The following is a 24,416-nucleotide window of genomic DNA, read 5'->3' as shown; positions in this document are numbered from 1 at the left end:
AAACCCCAGCTTGCTGGGGTTTCGCGTTTCTGTCGAATGGTGAAAGTATCTATTTAGACTATATCGGAATATTCAGTTGAAAGATGCTAGTCGGATGTCTTCACCTGACTGGGGCTTTACTGCTGCTCAATCAACCATAGTTGGCCAAGGTTTTGCTTAATCGGTAGTAGAGTGGGTAATGTGCTGTTTTATTGGCAATTTCCAATACGGCTCGGATTTTGGCCTGCAGGTATTTCTCATTGATGCCCTGTTTGAGGTTTGACATATGAAGGCAGTGATTTTGGCCGGTGGTTTGGGCACTCGTATCAGTGAGGAGTCCCATCTCAAGCCAAAGCCCATGATCGAAATTGGTGGCAAGCCGATTATTTGGCACATCATGAAAATCTATTCCCACTATGGCATCAATGATTTCGTTATTTGCCTGGGCTACAAGGGCTATGTAATCAAGGAATATTTTGCCAACTACTTCCTGCACATGTCGGATGTCACTTTTGACATGGGCGAAAACCGTATGCACATCCATCAACGTCATGCTGAACCCTGGCGTGTGACGCTGGTTGATACTGGCGAGGCCACCGGTACTGGTGGGCGTCTTAAACGCGTACGTGATTATCTGGGTGATGAAACCTTCTGCTTTACCTATGGGGATGGCGTCTCTGACATCGACATTCCCGCCCTAATCGATTTCCACAAACAGCATGGCAAATTGGCCACTGTTACCGCAGTACAGCCACCAGGTCGCTACGGTGCACTTGATGTCCAAGGGCAGGTGGTCAGTGGGTTTCAGGAGAAGCCACTGGGTGATGGTGGTTGGATAAACGGCGGTTTTTTTGTACTGGAACCGGCGGTCATCGACTATATCGAGGATGACGCCACGACCTGGGAGTTTGAGCCCATGCGTGCGCTGGCCAGCGAAGGGCAGTTGATGAGCCATCTGCACCTTGGCTTTTGGCAGCCAATGGACACTTTGCGTGATCGGGTGCTGCTGGAAGAACGCTGGAAAAGCGGTGAAGCGGAGTGGCAGCTATGGCGGTGAGCCCGGACTTCTGGAGAGGGCGTAAAGTCCTGCTGACTGGGCATACCGGCTTCAAGGGTGGCTGGCTGGCGCTGTGGTTGCGTCAGCTCGGGGCTGATCTGCGTGGCTTTGCCTTGCCCGCGGCTACCACACCGTCGCTGTGGCAGGTGGCGCAACTGGATCAGAAGATCACGGGTGAGTTTGCGGATATTCGTGATGCCGCCAGGTTGAGTGATGCGTTGCTGGAGTTTCAGCCTGAACTGGTTCTGCACTTGGCTGCGCAACCCTTGGTACGTGAATCCTACCGAGCGCCAGCAGAGACTTATGCCACCAATGTCATGGGTACGCTCAACCTGCTGGAGGCCATTCGTTCTACTGATTTTGTACGCGCTGTTGTGGTGGTGACCACTGACAAATGCTACGAGAATCGCGAGTGGCCATGGCCTTATCGGGAGCAAGATGCTCTCGGAGGTTTTGATCCGTATAGCAGCAGCAAGGCATGTGTTGAAGTGCTGTGCGCCAGTTACCGCGACTCCTTCCTCAGGGCCTCAGGTGTTGCCTTGGCAACTGCTCGTGCGGGCAATGTACTGGGTGGTGGTGACTGGTCTCCGGAGCGCTTGATCCCCGATATCTTCAGCGCTTGGCAGCAAGGTCGAGAAGTGATTTTGCGCTACCCCCATGCGACTCGTCCTTGGCAGCACGTGCTTGATCCATTAATGGGGTATTTACAACTGGCGCAAGGACTGCTGACTGATCCTGAACGTCATGCTGCTGCTTGGAATTTTGGACCAGACAGTGCCGGGCTCGCGACAGTGGAGGCAGTCGTTGGGCGTCTTGCGGAGCTCTGGCCGGGTGAGGCTCGCTGGTCTGCCTCTGCCGATGCCCAGCCGCATGAGGCGGGGTTACTGGCGCTGGACTCCAGCAAGGCAAGACAGTCGCTGGGATGGGCGCCGCGTTGGTCACTGGATACGACGCTGAAGCATACACTGGACTGGCAGTTGGCCTGGCAAAACGGGCGTGACATGGCATGCGTTACCTGCGAACAGATCGCGGCTCACCAAGGCGAAATTCAATGAGTGACAGCACCGCGCAACAGCTGCGCCAACAGATTGCCGAGTTGGTCGGACGCTATGCTGAACTGCAGATGGCGCCTAAGCCATTTGTGGTGGGGCAGAGTTCGGTGCCGCCATCGGGAAAAGTGATTGGTGCGGGTGAGTTGCAGTCGATGACCGAGGCTGTGCTCGATGGGTGGCTGACTACCGGGCGCTTCAATGAAGCGTTCGAGAAGCGTCTAGCCAAGTACCTTGGACGCCGTTGCGTTCTCACCACCAACTCAGGTTCATCAGCCAACCTGTTGGCATTTTCCGCATTGACCTCGCCGCGTCTCGGTGAGCGGGCGATCAAGCCCGGTGACGAAGTGATCGGTGTAGCGGCTGGCTTTCCGACTACCGTCAACCCCATCCTGCAGTTCGGTGCGGTGCCGGTTTTTGTGGATGTTGAATTGCCGACCTACAACATCGATCCGGCGAAGATCGAGGCGGCAATCAGCCCGAAAACCAAGGCCATCATGTTGGCCCACACGCTGGGTAATCCCTTCGATCTGAGCGTGGTTCGCGCCCTGTGTGATAAGTACGGCCTGTGGTTGATCGAGGACTGCTGCGATGCACTGGGGTCGACCTATCAAGGGCATATGGTCGGTACGTTCGGCGATATCGGTACCCTCAGTTTTTATCCGGCTCACCACATCACCATGGGTGAGGGCGGTGCTGTATTTACCAACAACCCGGCGCTTAAACGCATTATCGAATCCTTTCGTGACTGGGGGCGTGATTGCTATTGCGCGCCAGGTGAGGACAACACCTGTGGCAAGCGGTTTTGCTGGCAGTTGGGCGATCTACCAGAGGGTTATGACCACAAGTACACCTACTCACACTTGGGCTACAACCTGAAGATCACCGATATCCAGGCTGCCTGTGCGTTGGCGCAGATGGACCGCGTTGATGACTTCATCGTTGCCCGCAAGCGCAATTTTACCTGGCTCAGTGATCGCCTGGCCGGCTGTCAGGATTTTCTAATGCTGCCGCAGGCCACGCCTGGTAGTGACCCTTCCTGGTTTGGCTACCCCATGACCTTGCGTGATGGTTGCGGGATCCGTCGGGTTGAGTTGCTGCGATATCTGGATGCGCAAGGTGTCGGTACACGGCTGCTGTTTGCCGGTAACCTGGTGCGTCAGCCCTATATGAAAGGCCGCAATTTCAGGGTCTCAGGTGAGTTGTCGGTAACCGATAAAGTGATGCACGACACTTTCTGGATCGGTGTGTGGCCGGGGCTTGGCGAGGAACATTTGGAGCACGCTGCGCGTTGTCTAGAGACTTTCTTCGGCTTGAGGGCGGGCTGATGAATGCCTATATCCTCTGCGGTGGCTTTGGCACCCGCCTGCGCAGTGTGATCAACGACACGCAGAAGGCCGTGGTGGATATTCACGGTCGTCCATTCCTGGCTCTGGTGCTGGCGCAATTGCGTGAGGCCGGTGTCAGTCGCGGTGTGCTCTGCGCGCATTATCGTGCTGATCAACTGGCCGCATTGTTGCCCTCGTTAGAGGCAGAGTCTGGTTTGCTGTTGCAGTTGGTGATCGAGGAAACCCCGCTGGGCACCGGTGGTGCTGTGCTGAACGCCTTACTTCAAGTGCCGCCTGATGGGCGTTATCTGGTGCTTAACGCGGACACTTTCCTTGAACCCTGCGCGTATCGCCTTGCGCTGGGCAGCGAGCGAGACGTTCTGGTCGGCGTGCAGGTCGAGGATCGCTCGCGCTATGGCAGTTTGGATTGCTCTGCGCTGGGCGAAGTACTTGGCTTCGAGGAAAAAGGTCAGGCGGGACCTGGTTTGATCAATGCTGGCGTCTATGGTTTTACGGCTGGCGCGCTAGAGAATATGCCTGTCACAGGTTGTTCTATGGAGCATGACCTACTGCCGTCACTTATGCGTCAGCACAGGCTGTATGTATGTGAGTACAGCGGAGCGTTCGTGGACATAGGTACCCCTGATTCTCTGGATGCGTTCAAGTCTAAATTGCGCGGGAGTGCCGTCTGATGAGCGTGCTGGTCAAGGAACTCACGATCGACATGCAGCAGACGATTCTTGATGCCATCAAATGCATCGAGTCCGGGAATCTGCAGATCGCCTTTGTCGTCGCCGCGGATATGCGTCTGCTCGGTGTTGTGACCAATGGCGATGTACGCCGTTACCTGTTGCAGGGTGGCTTGACCGATCAGCCCGTCACAGCCTGTATGAACCGCGAGTTTCGTAGCGTGTCGATTACCACCCCGCGTGAAGATTTGTTGAAAGCGTTCGATCTAGGGCATAACGCTTTACCAGGTCTGGATGCCGAAGGGCGCCTTGTCGAGGTCTACACCCGCCAGATGGCTGCCAGCGCAGAGGTGCCTGTACTGGCACGTGCGCGTGCTCCGGTGCGGATGAGTTTTTGTGGCGGCGGTGCTGATCTGACCTACTTTTTTATCGACCACCCAGCTGCTGTGCTCAGCTGCACCGTGGGGCTCTACGCTCACGCAACCTTGGTCCCCCGTGACGATAGGCAGATCCATATTTTTTCCGAAGATCTGGGGCGTGAAGAACACTTCAATTCGCTGCCAGCACTGCTGTCGACTGCAGAGAAGAGCTTGCTGGCAACCATCGTTTCGGTGATCAAGCCCAAGTACGGTTTTGACCTGTACCTGCGTTCAGACTTTCCAGTGGGGTCTGGGCTGGGTGGGTCTTCTGCGGCCACCATCGCCAGCATCGCGGCGTTCAATGAGTTGCGCCAGGATCGTTGGAACACTTATGAGATTGCCGAACTCGCTTTCCAGGCCGAGCGCCTGTGCTTCGGCATTGCCGGTGGTTGGCAGGATCAGTACGCCTCAGCTTTTGGTGGCTTCAACCTGATTGAGTTTGAAAACCAGCGCAACCTGGTTCACCCGATTCGCTTGGAAGAAGCTATCCGCAATGAGCTGGAGTCATGCCTGGTGCTGTGTGACACCGGTATTTCCCATGACTCGGGGCGTTTGCATGAGCTGCAACGTGAAGAGATAGAGGCCGAGTCGTCACAAACTGAGCTGCTCAGCGCCAGTGTGGCGCTATGTCGACGTATGCACCGTTACCTGATGCGTGGCGAGCTGCGTGATTTCGGCCTGTGCCTCGATGAAGCCTGGCAGTTGAAGAAGCGCTTCTCCTCTGCGATCAGCCATGGTCGTCTGGATGCGATCTATGCCGCGGCGCTTGCGGCCGGAGCATTGGGCGGCAAGTTGCTTGGCGCGGGTGGTGGAGGCTTCTTTCTGTTCTACGTACAGCCACAGTATCGGCAGCGGGTTGTGCATGCAGTGCGTGCACTGGGCTGTCAGACCCAGAACTTCCGCTTTGAATCCAGCGGCGTAACCTCATGGCGAACAAAAATCCAATGACTCCTATTTTTCTTGACGGTATTGCGCTGGGCGGCGAGCGCGTCTTTGTGATTGCCGAGGCCGGAAACAATCACAATGGTTCGCTGGTGCTGGCCAAACGACTGGTGGATGCAGCGCTCGATGCAGGGGCCGACTGCGTCAAGTTCCAGCTGCGCAACCGTGAGGCGCTGTACCGGCGCAAGGCTGATGGCTCGAGGGCCGAAGACCTCGGCGTGGAGTACATCCAGGACCTGCTGGACAAGGTTGAGCTGAGCGTCGAAGAGCATCGTGAGGTACGTGAGTACTGTAAACAGAAGGGCATTATTTACCTGTGCACACCCTGGGATGAGCCCAGTGTCGATGTGTTGGCGGATTTTGATGTCGCCGCCCTGAAGATCGCCTCGGCTGATCTGTGCAATCCCTACCTGATTGCCAAGGCTGCAAGCCTGGGCAAGCCCCTGATTCTGTCCACCGGCATGTCCTTTGAGCACGAAATCGTTCGGGCCATTGAACAGTTGAATGCGCTTGGTACGCCATTCGCGCTGCTGCATTGCAACAGCGCCTATCCTGCCCCCGAGTCCGATATCCAGCTTGGCTACTTACGCCGGCTGCAGGAACTGCATGATCTGGTTGGCTACTCCGGCCATGAGCGTGGCATCGGCATTACCCTCGGCGCAGTTGCCCTGGGCGCCAAGCTGGTGGAGCGGCACATCACCCTGGATAGGGGGATGGAAGGGCCGGATCACCTCGCCAGCCTGGAGCCGAGCGAGTTTCGCCAACTGGTCGACGGCATCCGTCAGCTGGAACTGGCATTGCCCTGGCAAGGCCCGGGTCGCCATGCCAGCCAGGGCGAGTTGCTCAATCGCGAGAATCTCGGCAAGAGCGTGATCGCTGCATGCGACATCGCCCGTGGCACGGTCATGGAGGCGTCGATGCTGCGCATCGCCAGCCCTGGCCAGGGTCTGCCGCCGTATCGTTTGCCGGAGCTGCTGGGCAAGCCGGCCGGGCGAGATATCGCTCTGGGGGATTTTCTCTTCGATAGCGACCTGAACGAGCAGGCTCAGGAGCAGCGGCTGGCGTTCGACCTGCCGATTCGCTGGGGTGTGCCGGTGCGCTATCACGACTTCCGAGATTACCGTCGGCGGATCAGCCCGGACCTGTTCGAGTTTCACCTGTCCTACCGCGACCTCAGCCTCAAGCCGCAGCCGTTTCTCGCCGAGGTCGACTGTTCGCGCCTGGTGGTGCACGCGCCGGAGTTGTTCGAGAACAGCGAGCTGCTGGATCTGGCGTCGGATGATCCGGCGTATCGCCAGCGTTCGATCGACAATCTGCAGCGGGTGGTGGACGCCACGCTGGAAATCGGCGAATTCTTCCCCAATGCAGATGCGCGTTTGATCGTGGCCAACATCGGTGGTTTTTCCGCTGACGAGCCGCGCCCGCTGGCCATGCGCCCGGAACTCTACGAGCGCTTCCACGAGGCCTGCCGCCAGGTGGATTTCGCTGGCACTGAGCTGATCCCGCAGAACATGGCGCCGTTCCCCTGGCACTTCGGCGGCCAGCGTCATCAGAACATCTTCATGATGCCCGAGGAACTGGCCGCTCAGGCGCGTGACCATGGTCTGCGCCTGTGTCTGGACCTGTCGCACCTGCAGATGACCTGTTTCCACTTCGGCCTCGACTTCCAGCAAGCGCTGGCCCTGTTGCTGCCGCATTCCGCGCACCTGCACGTGGCCGATGCCAAAGGAACCAACGGTGAGGGCGTACTGATGGGCACCGGCGACATCGACTGGCCGGCGACCTGGGCGCAGATTCGCCAGCACCCGCAGGTCAGCTTCATTCCCGAGGTTTGGCAGGGGCACAAGGATCATGGCGCAGGATTCTGGTCGGCTTTGCGTTACCTGCAATCATTGCGAGGCAGCAGCCATGTATAGCGAAACATTTATTCAGCGCCTTGATCGTTTGCTGGCCGAGCCACTCGATGAAGTGCGTGAGCGCCAGACGCAAGCCCTGGATCGCTTGCTGGGCGGGCTGGATCAGCCATTCATCCTGTTCGGCGCCGGCAACCTGGGGCGCAAGGCGTTGGCCGTACTGCAGGCAATGGGCGTCAAGCCAGAGGCCTTTATCGACAACAACCCCGTGCTGTGGGGGACGCAGATCGAGCAGGTGCCGGTGTTCGCACCAGCAGCGCTGGCCCAGCAATGGCAGGGGCCACTGCCAGGTGTAATCGCAACTATCTGGTGTGGCGAGGCGAGCGACCGTATGGTCGACCGACTGGACCCGCTACGCGCTCTAGGGTTCGAGCGCATCGCTCTGTTCGGCCATCTGGCCTGGCGTTACCCGCAAAGCTTCCTGCCGCATTACTCCCTGGATTTGCCAGAGATGGTGCTGGCCGATGCCGAGCGCATTCGTACGGCATTTGGTCTGCTGGGGGACGATGAGTCACGACAGTTGTTTATCGATCACGTCGAATGGCGGCTATTTCTCGATTACGACCTATTACCGCCAGCTGCGCCACAGTCGATCTATTTCGACCGCTATTTCAGCAACGAGAACGTCGACGAGGTGGTGTACGACATCGGTGCCTTCAACGGTGACTCGGTGTTGGGCTATCTGGAAAGTGGTCGCCCCTTTCGCGAAATTCACTCGTTTGAGCCTTCGTCGAGCAACTACCAGGCACTGGTCAAGACTTTGCAGCGTCTGCAAGGGCACGGCAGTTTTCATGCTCACCAAATGGCGGTAGGCGATGCTTGTGGCGAGGTGCTGATCGAGGCTCAGGGCGGTCCGGCCGCGCGCGTGGGCAGTGGTAGCGAGCGGGTCACGGTGACCACACTGGATACGCTTTGCGGACGCATCGTACCGCCCACATTCATCAAAATCGATATCGAAGGTTTCGAGCCGCAATGTCTCGAAGGGGGACGCAAGCTGATCAGTGAGGGACAGCCGCTGATTGCGGTGTGCGTCTACCACGAGCAGAACCACCTATGGACGATCTTGCTGCAACTTCACGCCTATCAACCTGGCTACCACTTCCGTCTTGGCCCGCATCTGGCCGAGGGCTGGGATCTGGTGCTCTATGCCGTTCCCCATAACCGACTTCCCCTGCATTCCGCTGCCGAGTAATTCCCATGCGCGTTGCCGATTACATCTTCGAATTCATCGCCAACCAGGCCGTCGGGCATGTGTTCTTCCTGCCGGGTGGCGGGGCTATGCACCTCAACAACGCCTTGCTGCGTCAACCACGGCTGACTGCCGTGAGCATGCTCCACGAGCAGGGCGCCGCGATCGCCGCCGAAGGCTATGCGCGTACCAGCGGTAAATTCGGTGCCTGCCTGGTCACTTCCGGCCCCGGCGCGACCAACGCCATGACCGGCCTGGCTGGTGCCTGGTTCGAGTCGACCCCGGCGCTGTTCGTCTCTGGCCAGGTCAAGCGTGCCGACCTCAAGGGTGACAGCGGCCTGCGTCAGCTCGGCACCCAGGAGCTGGATATCGTCAGTGTGATCACGCCACTGACCAAGTATGCGGTGTGCCTGCTCGATCCGCTGCGGGTGCGCTATGAGCTGGAGAAGGCGCTGCACTTGATGCTCAGCGGGCGCAAGGGCCCGGTATGGCTCGATGTGCCGCTGGATGTGCAGGCTACCGAGATCGCGCCGGAGCAGTTGGTCGGCTTTACCCCTGAAGCGGATGAACAGTCGCCACTGCTGGACGAAGTCGCCGTGCACCGACTGGTGCAACGCCTGCGTCAGGCCAAGCGCCCTGTGCTGCTGGTGGGCAATGGCGTGCACGCTGCCGGCGGCGAAATCGCCATGCGCGAGCTGATCGAGACGCTGGGATTGCCGACGCTGACCACTTGGATCGGCGCGGATTTGCTCGAATACGAACACCCGCTTTACGTCGGCCGCTGTGGCACTGTGGCGCAGCGTGGTGCCAATTTCAGCGTGCAGAACGCCGACCTGGTATTGGCCATCGGTTGCCGCATGGATTTTTCCATTACCGGCTTCAATCGCAGCCACTTCGCGCGTCAGGCCGAGATCGTGGTGGTGGACATCGATCCGGCGGAAATCGCCAAACTGGGCAACATGCCTGACGAGCGCTTCGTCTGCGATGCGCGCGTGTTTATGCAGCAACTTCTTGCCGCCAACGGTTCGCAGGCGTTGAATTGCCAGAGCTGGCGCGAGCGCTGCCAGGCCTGGAAGGCCGCCTACCCGGTGGTGCTGCCCGAGTACCGCAAACCGAGCGACTACGTGAACACCTACGTGTTCAGCGAAACCCTGTCCGAGGCCATGGCCGAGGGCGATCAGATTATCCCCGGCAGTTCCGGTGCCGCATTGGACACCTTCTGGCTGTCGGTGCGCCTCAAGCGCGGTCAGCGCGCGGTGGCGACTGGTGGGCTGGGCTCGATGGGCTATGGCCTGCCGGCCTCCATAGGCGGCTGCCTGGGCAGCGGCAGTAGACGCACCATCTCGGTGGATGGCGACGGCGGTTTCGTGATGAACATCCAGGAGCTGGAAGTGGTGCGCCGCCTGCGTCTGCCGATCAAATACTTTGTGCTCAACAACAACGGTTATGCCTCGATCCGCGCTTCGCAAGGTGGCTACTTCAAGCAGACCATCGGTTGCGACCCGGATTCTGGGCTGACCCTGCCGGACATTTCCGCTCTGGCTGCAGCCTTTGGTCTGCCGGTGCGTCGTATCGATGGCAAGTCCGACCTGCGTCAGGCCATTGACCAGGCTCTGGCGCTGGAAGGCCCGGTACTGTGCGAGGTGATGGTCGAGTCCGACCAAGCCATCGGCCCGCGCATCACCTCGAAGATCGGCCAGAACGGCGCCATGGTTTCCAGCCCGTTGGAAGACCTCTTCCCCTTCTTGGAACGCGACGAGTTGCGCGCCAACATGCTGATTCCGTTGGTGGACGACTGAAGATGAGCGATTACCTGAGCCAATACGCCGACGCCGGTCTTTACACTATGCAGGGCCGTCTGGGCGCGCCGGAGGCGGGGCGTTTCCAGTCCTTCCCGCGTCAGGGCTGGCGCGTAGAAATCACTCGCGCCGCCGAGATCGGCCTGCGCGGCATCGAGTGGATCTATGACCTGTTCGGCGAGGGCGCCAACCCGCTGGAGACAGCCGAAGGGCGTAAGGAGCTGCGTGGCCTGCTGGCCCAACACGGCGTCGCCGTGGTGTCGATCTGCGCCGACTATTTCATGGATCGTCCGCTGCTGCGTTGCAGTCAGGCGGAGAACGCCGAGCTGCTCGAACGTCTGCAGTGGCTGCTGAGCATCTGCCCGGAGATGGGCGTGGGCCGCGTAGTATTGCCTTTCGTCGACGCCTCGCGCATTCGTGACGAGAGCGAGCGCGATCAGGTGGTGGCCAACCTGCGCCAGGTGTTGCAGCAGGCCGAGCGCCATGGCGTCGAACTGCACTTGGAAACCGATCTGGGGCCGCAGGCGTTTCGCGAGCTGCTCGACCTGCTCGATCACCCACTGGTCAAGGTCAACTACGATGCTGGCAACAGCGCGTCGCTGGGCTATCGCCCGGAGGACGAATTTGCCGCCTATGGCGCGCGTGTTGGCAGCGTGCACATCAAGGATCGCCACCTGGGCGCCACGACCGTGCCGTTGGGGCAGGGCGATACCGACTTTCCCAGCTTGCGCGAGCAACTGATTCAGTACGACTACCGTGGCGACTTCGTCCTGCAGGTTGCCCGTGGCGAGGCCGGTGACGAACCGCGCTGGCTCGCCAGCATGGCAGCGCTGGCGGCCGACTGGCTGCGCGGTACAGCCCTCAACGAGAGAAAGACATCGTGAAGATTCTGTTCTGTGGCTTGGGTGGCATCGGCCAGCGCCACTTGCGCAACCTGCGTCAACTGCTCGGTGATGAGCTGCAGGTGCATGCCTATCGCGTGCGTGGTCAGCGCATCAAGCTGCGCGACAACCTGACCGTCGACGAAGGCGCCGACCTCGAACGCGACTATGCCATCGTCGTGCATCACGACCTGGCCGAGGCGCTGGCCGAAAAGCCGGCTGCCGCCTTCATCTGCAACCCTAATTCGCTGCATGTTCCGGTGGCGCTCGAGTGCGTGCGAGCGGGGGTGCCGGTGTTCATGGAAAAACCGCTGGCCAGCGATCTTGCCGGCATCGACCAGTTGCTGGCCGAGGTGGAGCAGCGCCGCCTGCCATTCCATGTTGGCTACAACTTCCGCTTCCATCCCGGTTTACAGCGCCTCAAGGCGTTGCTCGAAAGCGGTTTCTTCGGCCGTCTGCTGAGTGTGCGTTCGGAAATCGGCGAGTACCTGCCCAACTGGCACCGCTATGAGGACTACCGGCAGATGTACGCTGCGCGCGCCGATCAGGGCGGCGGTGTGGTTCTGTCGCAGATTCACGAAATGGACCTGATCTACTGGTTCTTCGGCCTGCCGCGCAGCATCGTCACCCATGGCGGCCAGCTCAGCCACCTGGAGATCGACGTCGAGGACACCGCCTCGTCACTGATGCGCTGCGACAGCGCCATGGGCAGCTTCCCCATCCTGTTGCATCAGGATTACCTGCAACGACCGCCGGTACGCTGCTTCAAGATCGTCGGCGACGCTGGCTATGCTGAGATTAATCTGCTGGCCAACCGCTTGCGCGTTTATGGCGCCGAGGGCGAGTTGAGTGAGGAAAACGACTTCCCCGGTTTCGTGCGCAACGACATGTTCCTGGCTCAGGCCAGACATTTCCTCGATTGCGTGAACGGCTTGGCCACGCCGCAGGTGAGCTTGCACGATGGCCTGCAGAGCCTGCGTCTGGCATTGGCGGCCTTGCGTTCGCTGAAGGAGGGCAGGGAAGTGGCGCTGAGCGAGGTGAACGTGCATGGCTAGCGTTGAAAGCCTGTTCCGTCTGGACGGTCGTGTGGCCATCATCACGGGTGGCGCCGGCCTGCTGGGGTACCAGCATGCCGTGACCATCGCCGGGCTTGGCGGCATCCCGGTGCTGCTGGATATCAACGCCGAAGCCCTGTCCACTAACGCTGCCAGGCTGGCCGAGGAAACCGGCTGCCTGGTCCCGACCTACGTGGTCGACATCACCGACCTGCAGGCACTCGAGGCCGTTGGGCAGCAACTCTTGGCCGAGCATGGCCGGGTGGACATCCTGATCAACAATGCCGCGCGCAACCCCAAGGTGGAGCGCGCCGGTGACAAGGACTTCTCCCGTCTGGAGCACTTTCCCTGGGAGCAATGGCAACTTGATCTCAACGTTGGCCTAGGCGGTGCCTTCAACTGCGCCAAGATCTTTGGCGCGCAGATGGCGCGGCAGGGGCGTGGGGTGATCGTCAATATCGCTTCAGACTTGGGTGTGATTGCGCCTGACCAAAGGCTGTACCGGATCGAGGGGCGTGAGGCCGAGCAGCAGCCGGTCAAACCGGTTACATACTCGGTGGTCAAGCATGGCCTGATCGGCCTGACTAAGTACCTGGCCACCTACTGGTGCGAGCAGGGCGTGCGTTGCAATGCGCTCTCGCCCGGCGGCGTCTACGCCGGGCAGAACGATGTATTCGTCAGCAAACTGACGCAACTGATCCCGCTGGGCCGCATGGCCGAGGCCGACGAGTACCGGGGCGCCATCGCCTTCCTCTGCTCCGATGCGTCCACCTACATGAACGGCGCCAATCTGGTTATGGATGGAGGACGTAGCACATGGTGAGTTGCGAGTTGATCGCCCGGCATTGCATTTGCTGTGGTGGCAATCAGCTGCAGCGTTCGCCAGCGGTGTTGATGCCCTTCGTCGCGCACCGGGTTTTTGGTCACGAGCCCGTGGAGATAACCGAGGAGTGGGGCTTGCGCGATTTACGACCGGGCATGGCCTATACCCTATGCAACTCTTTACAGTGCCAGCATTGCGGAGTGTTGTTTCTCGATTATCGCTTTACCGATGAGCAAATGGCGGCTCTATACCATGGCTATCGGGACGAGGCGTATACCCGCCAACGTGATCATTACGAGCCGGGTTATGCCGTTATTGCCAGCCACTATCATCAACGTGAGGCTTACATCGGTGATGTCGAGTCATGGCTGGCTCCGCACTTGCCCGAGCGCCCAATCGTGCTTGACTGGGGCGGCGGTAGTGGGTCGAACACGCCCTTTCTTCAGCAGAGCAGCGCGTTATATGTTCACGATATTTCTTCGGTAGAGCTCATGCCGGGTGTTGAACGGATAAGCGCTTCGCAACTCGCTGCAGGGTGTTACGACTTGGTCGTCTGCAGTCAGGTACTGGAGCACGTACCGTTTCCATTGGCCTTGATCAAGCAGATTCTTCCCGCGTTGGATGAACAGACACTGGTTTATCTGGAAGTGCCGTATGAAGCTCTCGTACGTGAGCATCCAGGTAGCCTGGGCCTTGCCGCTCTCAAACGTCATTGGCATGAACATATCAATTTCTTCACCCCACAGGCTTTGCATTGCCTGCTCGAGAGTGCGGAATTGGTACTGGTCGATAGCCATTTGCTGACGGTGGAGCTGGGGTGGCGGCAAAGCCAGGTGATCGGTGTACTGGCGAGGCGCGCCTGAAATGCAAGAGTTAGCCTTTTCACCTGATTCTGCACAGATCCGTGCTGATCTGCAAAACATTCCTGAAACTCTCGGTCTGCACGAGGCGTTAGACGGTAAACACTTGCTGCTCACCGGCGCCACCGGGTTCTTTGGGCGGTGGTTATTGGCTCTCCTGGCGCAGCTCAATGGGCAGGGGATACGGGTCGATGTCTCAGCGTTGTCGCGCAATCCGTCGAGCTTTCTCGCACTGCAGCCGTATTTTCGCGACTTACCTTGGCTGCACTGGGAGCAGGGGGACGTGCGTGACCTGCATATACCCATGCAAAGAGCGCCGGATATGATCTTGCATGCCGCAGCTGATACTTCCGCTGCGGCGCATGCACGCCCCTTGGAACTTTTCGATAGCATCATCGGCGGGGCACGGAGGGTGCTTGAGCTGGGGGCGCAAAGTGGCGTGGATCGCATTCTACTCATTGGTTCAGGCGCCCAGTACGGTGTCATGTCTGCTTTTCAGCTAGTGGGCGAGGACTATTCGGGGGCTTGTGAAAGTTCATGCGTCAGTAGTGCCTATGGCGAGGCCAAGCGTGCCCAGGAAGTACTGGGAGCGATTTATGCAAAGGATCATGGACTTGATGTAGTCATGGCACGTTGTTTCGCATTTTCTGGTCCGGGGCTGCCGCTCGATGGGCACTTTGCAATCGGCAATTTTGTCCGCGATGCATTGTGTGCCGATGCAATTGTTCTGAAGTCTGCTGGGCAGGCCGTGCGTAGCTACCTGCATGGAGCCGACTTGGCTTGCTGGCTATTGGTTCTATTGCTGCGCGGCCAGTCAGGGCAGGTCTATAACGTGGGTTCCGACCAGGCCATCAGCATCGCTGACCTGGCAAGGCGTGTGGTGGCCAGAATCGCGCCAGACAAGCCGATAAAGATTCTGGGCAATGCTGACACTTGCGGACGATCGTTCTACGTGCCTGATGTCAGTCGAGCACGTGGTCTGGGATTAGACGTGTGGACGTCGTTGGATGCGTCCATAGACAGCATGGCTGCATGGGCTCGAGCCCATGGTTATGGTGAATCGACCGTAGATTGATAAGCCTTGCCGGATGGCAGGGATATGAAGAGGTAAGCGTAATGGAGTGGGCAGGCATAGCAGGCGGACGGTGTCCTGGGGCGCCTTGGCGGATTGGCGTCGCAGGTAGCTCAGTGGGTGATCCACAGCGGATATTCCTGCTCAACGAAAAAGACTGGCAGAGGCTCAGTGAGCTATTGCCTTGGTCGCAATTGCGCGAATACGGCGATGCCAATGGTTTGTTGTTCGAGCCTTTGCAGGCCGTTGATACACAGGGCTTCGACGCTTTGTTACAGGTCGTGCTCACGCGTGAATCTGAACCGAAAGTCTGTTTCGAGTCGCCGCTACGTCGTTACCTGTTGTTGCTGGATGCCGGACAGCGCTGTGAAGCAGTTTATGAGCACCACTTTGCACGCATCTTCATGCCGGGCTGCAACCCCCTCAGCGACGAGCGCCAGATTTGTCTGAACCCGTCTATTGAGATGGGTGAGCAGCCCGCGTCGCGTCCATTCGCTACCGAGCAGGTAGCCGTTTATGGCCGAGAGGGCATAGATGATGTCAGCAAAGCGCATTTCGCCTATTGCGAGGGCGCTGAGCGCGTCTCGGGCTGGCTGTCCGATTGTTGGCTGGATTGTTTGCGTAATGGCATGGTGCCTGTGCACGTGGCGGACTGGCCGGTGCCTGCCTGGATCCCGGAAAACAGCTATGTGGACGGCAGGCGCTTTCCTGATCGCGATACGCTTGAGTTGTTTCTAGACACCATGGCGCCTGAGAATTATCGGGCGATGGTGGAGGCGATGCGGCACTTTTGGGCGAGTTCGGATAGCTATCCATACTCCATTGACGCCTGGATCAATGCTCTGACGGCGGCTGTTGCCGCTGATGCGATTCAGGTCAGGGGAGACACTCCATTGATCAGTGTCATCATCCCCTCATACAGCTATGGACGTTTCGTTGGGCAGACCGTCGCTTCGGTTTTGTCTCAGGGCGTCCAGTCTCTAGAGGTTCTGGTACTGGATAACGCCTCCTCAGATGAGACATCCGAGGTGATGAAGTCTTTTGCGACTGATCCGCGAGTTCGCTTCATGCGCAACCGTCGGAATATTGGCCCGAGTCACAATGTACTCAATGGGATGCGTATTGCGACCGGGCAATTCATGACAGTACTCATGGCCGATGACATATTGCTCAGCGGTCATTTTCTTCGATTGTTGCCGTTGTTGCAGGAACACCCTGAGTCTGCGCTTGGCTACGCGCCTGTAAATTACATCGACGACCAGGGCGCACCATTGGCTTCGCCACGCCATCCGGGGCACCGGCTCACGGATTATGTGGGTGACCGAAACGAAGTCGCTGATTTATTGGTATACGACAACTACATCACGCCTTCTGCCACCATCATTAGGCGTCAGGCGTTGTTGTCAGGCTGGTCTTGGAATCCCAGGCTGAAGGGAGCCGGTGACTGGGATATGGCCGTACAGCTAGCGGAGCGTAACCCGGATTTTATATTCACTCATATTCCGGGTGTTGGGTATCGTGTCCACTCTGAACAACATTCCACGGAGTTTTATGCCTCCACCGCTCCACTCGAAGACCACATTCTCATTGTCGAGGGTGTGTTCGAGCGCGGCGCCGAACGTCAGTTAAGCGGGCGAGAACTGGATGTCGCGGCGCATCTTCGCGGACGGCTTGGCCAGTACCCCAATGAAAAGCATTCGCCGTTGGGTACGCGCTTGCAGTCTCTGTGTGTGCGGCTCGAAGCACTGGCCGCGTTTGGCGAGCGCGCTCTGTTCTCCATCATCCTCACCACCTACAACCGCCCCGATCTGCTCAAGGACGCCTTGGCCAGTGTCGGCAGCCAGACCCTGCGCGATTTTGAAGTCATCCTGATCAACGATAATGGGGAGCCGGTTGAGCACCTGCTGGCGGTCTACGACTTCCCCATCACCTATATCCGTCAGGGGCGCAATCAGGGCCTGTCGGCTGCCCGTAATGCGGGGCTGGCACTGGCGCGTGGGCGTTACATCGTCTACCTCGACGACGACGACATCTACTTACCCAATCACCTGGCGGTGCTGGCCGAGGCCTTCGAGCAGCATCCGGGCAGTGTCATTTATACCGGCGTTGAGTACGTCAACGAAAAGCTTGAAGACGGGCAGCGCATCGAATTGGCTCGTGGCCAGCCGTTCAAGCATGAGGTGTTCGATCGCGACCGCTTGTTTGTGCAGAACTACATTCCGGTCAATACCTGGGCGCATCCACGGCAGATGCTGGCGACCGTAGGCGAGTTCGACACCAGCCTCGCCGCGTTCGAGGACTGGGACATGCTCCTGCGTCTGGCCACGCGCTACCCCTTTGTTCATGTGCCGGTTGTGACCAGTGAAGTTCACACGCGTGAGCAGAGCACTAGTGACGATCACATGCTGGGCCGGGAGCGGAAGAACTTCCCGGCGCTTTATCAACTGCTGTATCAGCGTTACCCCGGCTCGGACAGTGAGGTATTGACGCATGAACGTGGGGATATGCTGCAGCGTCTGGGCGTATCGGTGGAAGTACGCTCCAAAATACCTACTCTGCAGCGTTGGCTAGCGGAGCGTATTCCGACCGAGACGGAAAATCGCCTGATTAATGAATACCTCCAGGATCAAAATGGCGGCCCGCTAATCGGCATCATCGTGCTTGATCTTGAAGGACAATCGCCGCCCTTGATGCAAACCCTAAAGAGCCTGATCGGCGAGCGCTGCCTGTATGCCACCCTGAAGATCGTGGTGCTGACCAGTAGCGCTGATGTACCGAAAACCTCTGCGGCGGATAAGTTGCATTTCGTTCGACTGAGCGATGAAACCCTGGCGTCCCAGATTAACCGCGTAGTGAATGAGAGCGATTTTGCTTGGTTCATGCTGGCCCACGCCGGCGATGAGTTCACCCCCAGTGGACTGATGGTCGCTGGGCTTGAGTTGGCGGCAAACCCGGAGTGCCGTGCAATTTATGGTGACCAATTGCAGCGCTTGCCTGATGGCAGCCTGGGTGGCGCCTTTCTGCCAGGGTTCAACCTCGATCTGCTGCTCAGTTTCCCGCTGGTCATTGCGCGTCATTGGCTGTATCGCCGAGATCTGTTCCTCGCTGCCGGTGGATTCGACGCCGAGTTCCCTGAGGCATTTGAGTTCGAACTGTTGACCCGGCTCATCGAGCAGGAAGGGTTGGTTGGTCTCGGGCATGTCGATGAACCACTGCTGATCACGGATGCACCTGCGCTTCGGGACAACCCGGATGAGCGGCGCGTTATTGAGCGTCATCTGGCTCAGCGTGGCTATCAGGCTCGGGTTGTTCCGGGGTTGCCTGCGCGTTATCGCATTGATTACGGCCATTCGAATACACCGCTGGTGTCGATCATTATTGCGGTCGACACGTCCCTTGTCTGTCTACAGCGTTGCCTGGACAGTGTGCTCGAGAAAACCCGCTACGGGCATTACGAGATCCTGTTCGGCGCCCATCAAGCGATGGATGCGGATACTCAGGTGTGGCTGCAGGGTATTGCTGATCTGGCAGACGCCCGGCTCCGGGTTGTTGCAGCTGCGGATATTACCCAGGCCCAGCATCAGGCAGCCCTGGCAGCTCAAAGCGAGTACTTGCTGTTGTTGTCTGGTGAGGCGGTCGCGGTGAGCGACGGCTGGCTGGATGAATTGCTCAATCACGCGCAGCGTCCTGAAGTCGGTGTCGTTGGCGGCAAACTGCTGAGCGGTGATGGGCGTATTGATCAAGCGGGCTTGCTGCTCGGGCTGCGCGGTCCTGCAGGTCGTGCTTTTGCCGGTGAAGCAATGGACAGCGCTGGCTACCTACAGCGCCTGCAGGTCGATCAGAACTACAGCGCCGTCAGCGATGCCTGTCTGATGGTCCGCGCTGAGATCTATCATCAAGTCGGCGGGTTGGATACAACGCTGAGTGCCTACCGTGATGTCGATTTCTGCCTTCGGGTGCGTTCAGCGGGTTACCTGACCGTATGGGCTGCTCATGCGGTGTTAATGCATGACCATGTATACCGAGAGCCTGACGTGGCTGAGCAGGATGCTCTCTATGAGCGTCACCTGCCCGATATTGCACGTGATCCTGCTTACAACCGTAATCTGGCGCTCAGCGGGCGCGGTTTTGATTTAGAAACTGACGCCGGTTTGACCTGGCGTCCACTGAGCTGGCGCCCGCTGCCAGTGATACTGGCGCATCCGGCGGACCCCTTTGGCTGCGGTAACTACCGTGTGATCAAACCGTTCTCGGCGCTTAAAGAGTACGGAATGGTCGATGGCATGATGTCTATTGGGCTGTTGCAGGTGCCGGATCTGGAACGTCTTGATCCTGACGTGATTGTGTTGCAACGACAAATAGGTGATGAGCGGCTGGATGCGATGCGGCGGATCAAGAAGTTCTCGCGCGCTTTCACCATTTATGAGTTGGACGATTACCTGCCCAACCTGCCACTCAAAAGCGTGCATCGTCCGCAGATGCCAAAAGACATACTTAAGTCGCTGCGCAAGGGGCTGAGCTTTGTTGATCGCTTCACGGTATCCACTGCGCCGTTGGCTGAGGCCTTTGCCGGTTTGCATGGGGACATTCGGGTGGTTGAGAACCGCTTGCCGGTGGATTGGTGGAGCGGCCTCTCATCCAAGCGGCAACGCGGCAGGAAACCTCGCGTTGGCTGGGCGGGTGGTGTCAGTCATACCGGTGATCTTGAGTTGATCGCTGATGTGGTCAAGGAGCTGGCAGGCGAGGTCGAATGGGTGTTTATGGGGATGTGCCCGGACCGAATTCGTCCTTATGTACAGGAGTTGCATGCCGGCGTTGCAATTGATCTGTACCCAGCCGCATTGGCCCGGCTGGATCTGGATCTGGCTTTGGCACCAGTCGAGCAGAACTTGTTCAACGAATGCAAAAGCAACTTGCGTCTTCTTGAGTACGGCGCGTGTGGTTTCCCGGTAGTTTGCAGTGACTTGGTGTGCTACCAGGGCGCATTGCCGGTAACTCGGGTGAAAAACCGTTTCAAGGATTGGGTCGACGCCATTCGTATGCACATCAGTGATCTGGAGGCGAGTGCCAGGATGGGCGATGAGCTGCGTCGTCAGGTACAGGATGGCTGGATGCTGGATGGGGCAAATATTGAGGCTTGGAGAGTCTCATGGTTGCCCGATTGATGCCGACAACATGCTGTCGGTTTGTGTGATGCATTAAGAAAGCTGTTTTGGTGTGTGAAAAAAATCGGTATTTTCCGTCGGGATGTCGGCAGATACCAAATTTTTCTCGGGTTTGCCGCTTAAGTAATTGTTCTATATGCGGAAAAAAAAATAGAACGAGTTGCTAAAGCTGTTCTTAAGGCCGCCGATATAAAGATCGAATGCGAACTTTATGGGGCGTCTGAGCAAAGCAGGCCCGAAGCTCGCAGGCTCAGACAAACTCAGTAGCACGGTCCTTTGGAGGCAAACACCATGGCCCTTACAGTCAACACAAACGTAGCGTCACTCAACACTCAGCGTAACCTCAACAGCTCATCCAAAGGCCTGGACACTTCGCTGCAGCGCCTGTCCACTGGCTTTCGCATCAACAGTGCCAAGGATGACGCCGCCGGCTTGCAGATTTCCAACCGTCTGACCAGCCAGATCAACGGTCTGAACGTTGCGACCCGTAACTCCAACGACGGCATCTCCCTGGCGCAAACCGCTGAAGGTGCGCTGCAGCAGTCGACTGGTATTCTGCAGCGTATCCGTGACCTGGCCCTGCAATCGGCTAACGGTTCCAACGGTGCGACTGAGCGTGCAGCTCTGCAAGGCGAAGTGTCGCAGTTGCAACAAGAACTGAACCGCATCTCTGAAACCACCAGCTTCGGTGGTCGTAAGATCCTCGACGGTTCCTTCGGTTCGCAAAGCTTCCAGGTTGGCGCTAACGCCTACGAAACTATCAGTGTTTCGATCGGCTCTGCTGCTACTGACCGTATTGGTATCAACCGTTTCACTACTGATGGCGCAGGTGCTGCAGCTACTGCTTCGGGGGCTGCGTTCAGTGCCACATCGGGTAGTGCGTACGGTAGTTCTTCCTTCAACATCAACTCTAAGCTGTCTGATGGCGACGTGGCCATTGCTGGTGCCGCTAGTGGTTCTGCCAGTGAAGTAGCTCGTGCTATTAACGCCAAGAGCGATGAAACGGGTGTGACGGCGAATGCTCGTACCGTTGCAACTTTGGGTGGCATCACTGCTTCCGGGACCGTTTCCTTCGATCTGTCGGGCTTGACCAGTAAGTCACTTGCAACTGACTCATCGTCTGTCTCTGCCGTGGTTAGTGATTTGAGCGATCTGTCTTCCTTGGCAGATGCAATTAACCGCGAAACGGGTAAGACTGGTATTTCTGCGGTCTCCAAAGGTAGCACCATTGAGCTTGTTAGCTCTCGCGGTGATGCAATCAGCATCAGCAACTATGCAGGCTCGGGCGGTGCGACTCTGACCACGAAGAGCTTTGATGGTGAAACTGATGTAGGTACTGCTGCAACTATCGTTGCGGGTGGTGGTGCGCGTGCAGACGGCCAAGTTCAGCTCGAAGCAGCTGATGCTTTCAGCGTTAATGGTCTGACTGGCGGCTTGGGTACTGACGGTTTCAGTGAGTTGGATGCGGTCAATACCATCGATATCAGTACCGCAACAGGTGCACAGGATGCTCTGGGTATCATCAACGGTGCGATCTCCAATATCGATAGCCAGCGTGCCCAGCTCGGTGCTGTTCAAAACCGTTTCGAGAACACTATCTCGAACCTGCAAAACATCTCCGAGAACTCCTCTGCCGCTCGTAGCCGGATCCGTGATACTGACTTCGCTGCTGAAACTTCGGAACTGACCAAGAATCAGATCCTGCAGCAGGCCGGTACTGCGATCTTAGCCCAGGCTAACCAGCTGCCACAGGCTGTACTCAGCCTGCTCGGCTAAGGGTAAAGGCGCTAGACTACGGGGGGAAGGGCTTAGCTCTTCTCCCCGTTCCCTCATTCTGAGGAGAAAGTTATGGACATTAGTTCTATTCAAGTTACGTCTACACCTGTCGCTGCTGCCTCGAAAGCAGAGCGTGCACCGGATTCAGCTGCAAAGGTTGTGGCTGGCGCTGTTGAGCGTAAGTCATCGGAGAGCAGTGCGACGGCTTCAGTCGAAAATGCTGAGAGTGGCACTCCAGCTTCCCGTGAAGACGTCGAAGCGGCTGTGGCCACGATCCAGGACTTTGTCCAATCGGTTCGCCGTAGCCTGAACTTCTCCCTCGAAGAGGGGAGTGGGCGCGTAGTGGTCAAGGTCACTGATGCCGGCTCGGGCGATGTGATTCGGCAAATCCCTTCTGAAGAAGCGCTGCAACTAGCAGAAAATCTTTCGGAGGTTCGTAGTTTGTTATTCAAAGCTGAGGCCTAGCCAGGTAGGTTGGCACAGCTTTTGACTGTTAACGCTTATCTAGCGTGTTGCAGTCATTATTTTGGCGAGGTGAAGCATGGTCGGGATTACGGGCATTGGCTCAGGAATCAAAATCGACGAAATCGTGACAGCGTTGGTTAATGCCGAAAAGGCACCGAAAACCAATCAGCTGGACCGTCTCGAGAAGACCACAGTTGCGCGCATCTCGGCAATGGGCTCGCTAACTAGCGCGCTTAATACCTTCAAGACCGCCGTCGATTCGCTGAACAAGGCTTCGCTATTTGAGTCGCGAACGGCGAGTTCTTCTAGTACAAGCACCCTTAAAGTCACTGCTGCCAGCACTGCGCCTGCAGGTAATTACAGCGTTCAGGTTAAGCAGCTGGCGACCAGTAGCAAGATTGCTTTGCAGTCGGTCGCGGGTGGCAATGCCGCTACATTCAACAGCGGTACGCTAACTATTTCAGGCGGTAGTTCGAGCTTTGATGTTGATATCACTGCGAGCAACAACACCCTGGCTGGTATGCGTGATGCGATCAATGAGGCCGGAAAGACTAGTGGTGTTAGTGCAACCATCATTTCTGATGACTCTGGCTCGCGACTGGTATTGAGTTCCACTAAAAGTGGTGCAGGCAACGACATTCAGATCGTAGCTAATGAAGATAATGTCACCGCTGGCGATAACTCACTAACGTCCCAGGCGTTTTCCCCTACTGTTGACCCTGGCAATGCTGATGCCTTCGTTCCGCCTAGTTCTACCACGGGGGCTGGTGGTGTTATTACCAAGGCCCAGTCGTCCAAGATATCTATTGATGGTCTGGACTTGGTGCGCGACAGCAACCGAATTACTGATGCTCTGGAAGGGGTGACGCTTGATCTGGTTACAGCGCAAAGCGCTACAGATCTAACGGATGGTAAAACCCTCAGCGTCACGGTGGGTGTCGATAAGGGTGGTGTGAAGACTAATCTGCAGAAATTCGTCGATGCATACAATGCGTTGATCGGCACGACTTCTCAGCTGACTGCAGTTGTTCCGGTTGATGGTGGTAACCCGGTAACGGGCCCCTTGCTTGGTGACTCCTCCATACGCAGCGTGTTATCCAGTTTGCGTAACGAAATGGTGAAGATGACCGGTGAAGGTGGAGTGCGCGCGCTTGCTGATCTAGGTATAACCACTGAAAAGGATGGGAAGCTCAAGCTTGATGACACTAAGTTAACCAAGGCCCTAGATGGTAATTTTGATCAGGTCGCAGGTTACTTAGCCGGTGATAACGGTCTGATGGGCCGTCTGTCTAAGTCTGTGGGTGCTTACGTAGGGACCACTGGCGTACTCAAGCAGCGTACTGACGCGCTTCAGGCAACCAAGGTGAGTGTTGATGAGCAGCGCACTTCCCTGAATAAGCGTGTTGAAAGTTTGCAGAATCGACTCTATGCCCAGTACAACGCCATGGATTCCTTGGTTTCTCGCCTGCAAAAAACCAGTGAGAGCCTAGCTAACCAGCTCGCTAGCCTGCCAGGCTTTGTGAAAAAGGATAACTAATGAGCAAGAAACCGATTGATACCTACAAGCAGGTCAACACCAGTCACGATGTTTCGCCTTATCGTACAGTCCAGTTACTGCTTGAAGGGGCGCTACAGCGAGTGATGTTGGCCAAGCATGCCCAGGTTGAGGGGGATGCCGAGATTCGCGGCATGGCCGTTGGTAGCACCATTACTATTTTGGGTGTATTGCAGGCTAGTTTGGATAAGGGGTTGGGCGGTGAGATTGCCGAGAACCTAGATTCGCTATACGACTATATGACCCGTCGCCTAGCAGGCGTCGCACTCGACAGTACGCCGCGTACTCTGGATGAGGTCCAGGCGCTGCTTGAGCAGATCAAAAGTGCCTGGGATGCCATCGGATCAGAGGTTGAACCGGCTGTAGGAAACTGATTTCGTTGCTAAAGCTTTGTTCTGTA

General features: G+C 57.6%; 18 protein-coding genes. All 18 read left to right on the top strand.

Translation table 11 applies throughout. The features are described from left to right. The first annotated feature begins 265 nt into the window (after positions 1-265). Entirely contained in the window at positions 266-1,036 is a 771-nt protein-coding gene (gene rfbF / locus ACIGEK_RS16590; RefSeq protein WP_397494386.1) for a glucose-1-phosphate cytidylyltransferase, read from the top strand. Beyond that, positions 1,027-2,091, top strand: coding sequence for a CDP-glucose 4,6-dehydratase (gene rfbG / locus ACIGEK_RS16585; RefSeq protein ID WP_397494385.1), 1,065 nt, complete (start codon positions 1,027-1,029; stop codon positions 2,089-2,091). Before rfbF ends, rfbG begins: the two co-directional genes overlap by 10 nt. Continuing rightward, positions 2,088-3,413: a lipopolysaccharide biosynthesis protein RfbH gene (rfbH, locus tag ACIGEK_RS16580; RefSeq protein WP_397494384.1), complete on the top strand. Its 1,326-nt coding sequence runs from the start codon at positions 2,088-2,090 to the stop codon at positions 3,411-3,413. The genes rfbG and rfbH overlap by 4 nt, the downstream gene beginning before the upstream one ends. Further along, positions 3,413-4,105 carry a sugar phosphate nucleotidyltransferase gene (locus ACIGEK_RS16575; RefSeq protein ID WP_397494383.1) on the top strand — a complete coding sequence of 231 codons (693 nt, stop codon included), beginning with the start codon at positions 3,413-3,415 and terminating at the stop codon, positions 4,103-4,105. The genes rfbH and ACIGEK_RS16575 overlap by 1 nt, the downstream gene beginning before the upstream one ends. Beyond that, the gene (locus ACIGEK_RS16570; RefSeq protein ID WP_160085054.1) at positions 4,105-5,469 is read left to right on the top strand and encodes a CBS domain-containing protein; all 1,365 of its coding nucleotides are present in this window, start codon (positions 4,105-4,107) and stop codon (positions 5,467-5,469) included. The genes ACIGEK_RS16575 and ACIGEK_RS16570 overlap by 1 nt, the downstream gene beginning before the upstream one ends. Then, positions 5,466-7,379: an N-acetylneuraminate synthase family protein gene (locus ACIGEK_RS16565; protein WP_397494382.1), complete on the top strand. Its 1,914-nt coding sequence runs from the start codon at positions 5,466-5,468 to the stop codon at positions 7,377-7,379. The genes ACIGEK_RS16570 and ACIGEK_RS16565 overlap by 4 nt, the downstream gene beginning before the upstream one ends. Next, complete coding sequence (locus tag ACIGEK_RS16560; RefSeq protein ID WP_397494381.1) at positions 7,372-8,568, top strand: FkbM family methyltransferase; 1,197 nt, start codon at positions 7,372-7,374, stop codon at positions 8,566-8,568. Before ACIGEK_RS16565 ends, ACIGEK_RS16560 begins: the two co-directional genes overlap by 8 nt. A 5-nt stretch (positions 8,569-8,573) precedes the next feature. Further along, a complete protein-coding gene (locus tag ACIGEK_RS16555; protein WP_397494380.1) occupies positions 8,574-10,364 on the top strand; it encodes a thiamine pyrophosphate-binding protein in 1,791 nt (596 codons plus the stop codon). A 2-nt stretch (positions 10,365-10,366) separates the two neighbouring features. Further along, on the top strand, positions 10,367-11,248 hold the full coding sequence (locus ACIGEK_RS16550) for a sugar phosphate isomerase/epimerase family protein (protein ID WP_397494379.1): 882 nt from the start codon (positions 10,367-10,369) through the stop codon (positions 11,246-11,248). Further along, on the top strand, positions 11,245-12,300 hold the full coding sequence (locus ACIGEK_RS16545; protein WP_397494378.1) for a Gfo/Idh/MocA family protein: 1,056 nt from the start codon (positions 11,245-11,247) through the stop codon (positions 12,298-12,300). The genes ACIGEK_RS16550 and ACIGEK_RS16545 overlap by 4 nt, the downstream gene beginning before the upstream one ends. Next, positions 12,293-13,123, top strand: a complete 831-nt coding sequence (locus tag ACIGEK_RS16540) for an SDR family oxidoreductase (RefSeq protein WP_397494377.1) — start codon at positions 12,293-12,295, stop codon at positions 13,121-13,123. Before ACIGEK_RS16545 ends, ACIGEK_RS16540 begins: the two co-directional genes overlap by 8 nt. An 8-nt stretch (positions 13,124-13,131) precedes the next feature. Beyond that, complete coding sequence (locus tag ACIGEK_RS16535; RefSeq protein ID WP_397494376.1) at positions 13,132-13,986, top strand: class I SAM-dependent methyltransferase; 855 nt, start codon at positions 13,132-13,134, stop codon at positions 13,984-13,986. 1 nt (position 13,987) lies between these two features. Continuing rightward, positions 13,988-15,058 (top strand): NAD-dependent epimerase/dehydratase family protein, encoded by a 1,071-nt coding sequence (locus ACIGEK_RS16530; RefSeq protein WP_397494375.1) that lies wholly within the window; start codon positions 13,988-13,990, stop codon positions 15,056-15,058. Positions 15,059-15,171: 113 nt separating this feature from the next. Continuing rightward, a complete protein-coding gene (locus ACIGEK_RS16525) occupies positions 15,172-20,220 on the top strand; it encodes a glycosyltransferase (protein ID WP_397494374.1) in 5,049 nt (1,682 codons plus the stop codon). 291 nt (positions 20,221-20,511) lie between these two features. Beyond that, the gene (locus ACIGEK_RS16520; RefSeq protein ID WP_397494373.1) at positions 20,512-21,996 is read left to right on the top strand and encodes a flagellin; all 1,485 of its coding nucleotides are present in this window, start codon (positions 20,512-20,514) and stop codon (positions 21,994-21,996) included. A 72-nt stretch (positions 21,997-22,068) separates the two neighbouring features. Further along, positions 22,069-22,461, top strand: coding sequence for a flagellar protein FlaG (locus tag ACIGEK_RS16515; protein WP_397494372.1), 393 nt, complete (start codon positions 22,069-22,071; stop codon positions 22,459-22,461). Positions 22,462-22,537: 76 nt separating this feature from the next. Beyond that, the gene (gene fliD, locus ACIGEK_RS16510; protein ID WP_397494371.1) at positions 22,538-23,998 is read left to right on the top strand and encodes a flagellar filament capping protein FliD; all 1,461 of its coding nucleotides are present in this window, start codon (positions 22,538-22,540) and stop codon (positions 23,996-23,998) included. Then, on the top strand, positions 23,998-24,390 hold the full coding sequence (fliS, locus tag ACIGEK_RS16505; RefSeq protein WP_397494370.1) for a flagellar export chaperone FliS: 393 nt from the start codon (positions 23,998-24,000) through the stop codon (positions 24,388-24,390). The genes fliD and fliS overlap by 1 nt, the downstream gene beginning before the upstream one ends. Positions 24,391-24,416 lie beyond the last annotated feature (26 nt).

The organism is Pseudomonas sp. NPDC079086 (assembly GCF_044542155.1).
Classification (GTDB): Bacteria; Pseudomonadota; Gammaproteobacteria; order Pseudomonadales; family Pseudomonadaceae; genus Aquipseudomonas.
The sequence above is the reverse complement of the archived record's forward strand: the minus strand, read 5'-3'. Positions and strand labels throughout refer to the sequence as shown.

What these genes read in the sequence shown, in the direction of transcription:
- rfbF (WP_397494386.1), top strand. Translation starts at nt 266, where the DNA reads ATGAAGGCAGTGATTTTGGCCGGTGGTTTGGGCACTCGTATCAGTGAG.
- rfbG (WP_397494385.1), top strand. Translation starts at nt 1,027, where the DNA reads ATGGCGGTGAGCCCGGACTTCTGGAGAGGGCGTAAAGTCCTGCTGACT.
- rfbH (WP_397494384.1), top strand. Translation starts at nt 2,088, where the DNA reads ATGAGTGACAGCACCGCGCAACAGCTGCGCCAACAGATTGCCGAGTTG.
- ACIGEK_RS16575 (WP_397494383.1), top strand. Translation starts at nt 3,413, where the DNA reads ATGAATGCCTATATCCTCTGCGGTGGCTTTGGCACCCGCCTGCGCAGT.
- ACIGEK_RS16570 (WP_160085054.1), top strand. Translation starts at nt 4,105, where the DNA reads ATGAGCGTGCTGGTCAAGGAACTCACGATCGACATGCAGCAGACGATT.
- ACIGEK_RS16565 (WP_397494382.1), top strand. Translation starts at nt 5,466, where the DNA reads ATGACTCCTATTTTTCTTGACGGTATTGCGCTGGGCGGCGAGCGCGTC.
- ACIGEK_RS16560 (WP_397494381.1), top strand. Translation starts at nt 7,372, where the DNA reads ATGTATAGCGAAACATTTATTCAGCGCCTTGATCGTTTGCTGGCCGAG.
- ACIGEK_RS16555 (WP_397494380.1), top strand. Translation starts at nt 8,574, where the DNA reads ATGCGCGTTGCCGATTACATCTTCGAATTCATCGCCAACCAGGCCGTC.
- ACIGEK_RS16550 (WP_397494379.1), top strand. Translation starts at nt 10,367, where the DNA reads ATGAGCGATTACCTGAGCCAATACGCCGACGCCGGTCTTTACACTATG.
- ACIGEK_RS16540 (WP_397494377.1), top strand. Translation starts at nt 12,293, where the DNA reads ATGGCTAGCGTTGAAAGCCTGTTCCGTCTGGACGGTCGTGTGGCCATC.
- ACIGEK_RS16530 (WP_397494375.1), top strand. Translation starts at nt 13,988, where the DNA reads ATGCAAGAGTTAGCCTTTTCACCTGATTCTGCACAGATCCGTGCTGAT.
- ACIGEK_RS16520 (WP_397494373.1), top strand. Translation starts at nt 20,512, where the DNA reads ATGGCCCTTACAGTCAACACAAACGTAGCGTCACTCAACACTCAGCGT.
- ACIGEK_RS16515 (WP_397494372.1), top strand. Translation starts at nt 22,069, where the DNA reads ATGGACATTAGTTCTATTCAAGTTACGTCTACACCTGTCGCTGCTGCC.
- fliD (WP_397494371.1), top strand. Translation starts at nt 22,538, where the DNA reads ATGGTCGGGATTACGGGCATTGGCTCAGGAATCAAAATCGACGAAATC.
- fliS (WP_397494370.1), top strand. Translation starts at nt 23,998, where the DNA reads ATGAGCAAGAAACCGATTGATACCTACAAGCAGGTCAACACCAGTCAC.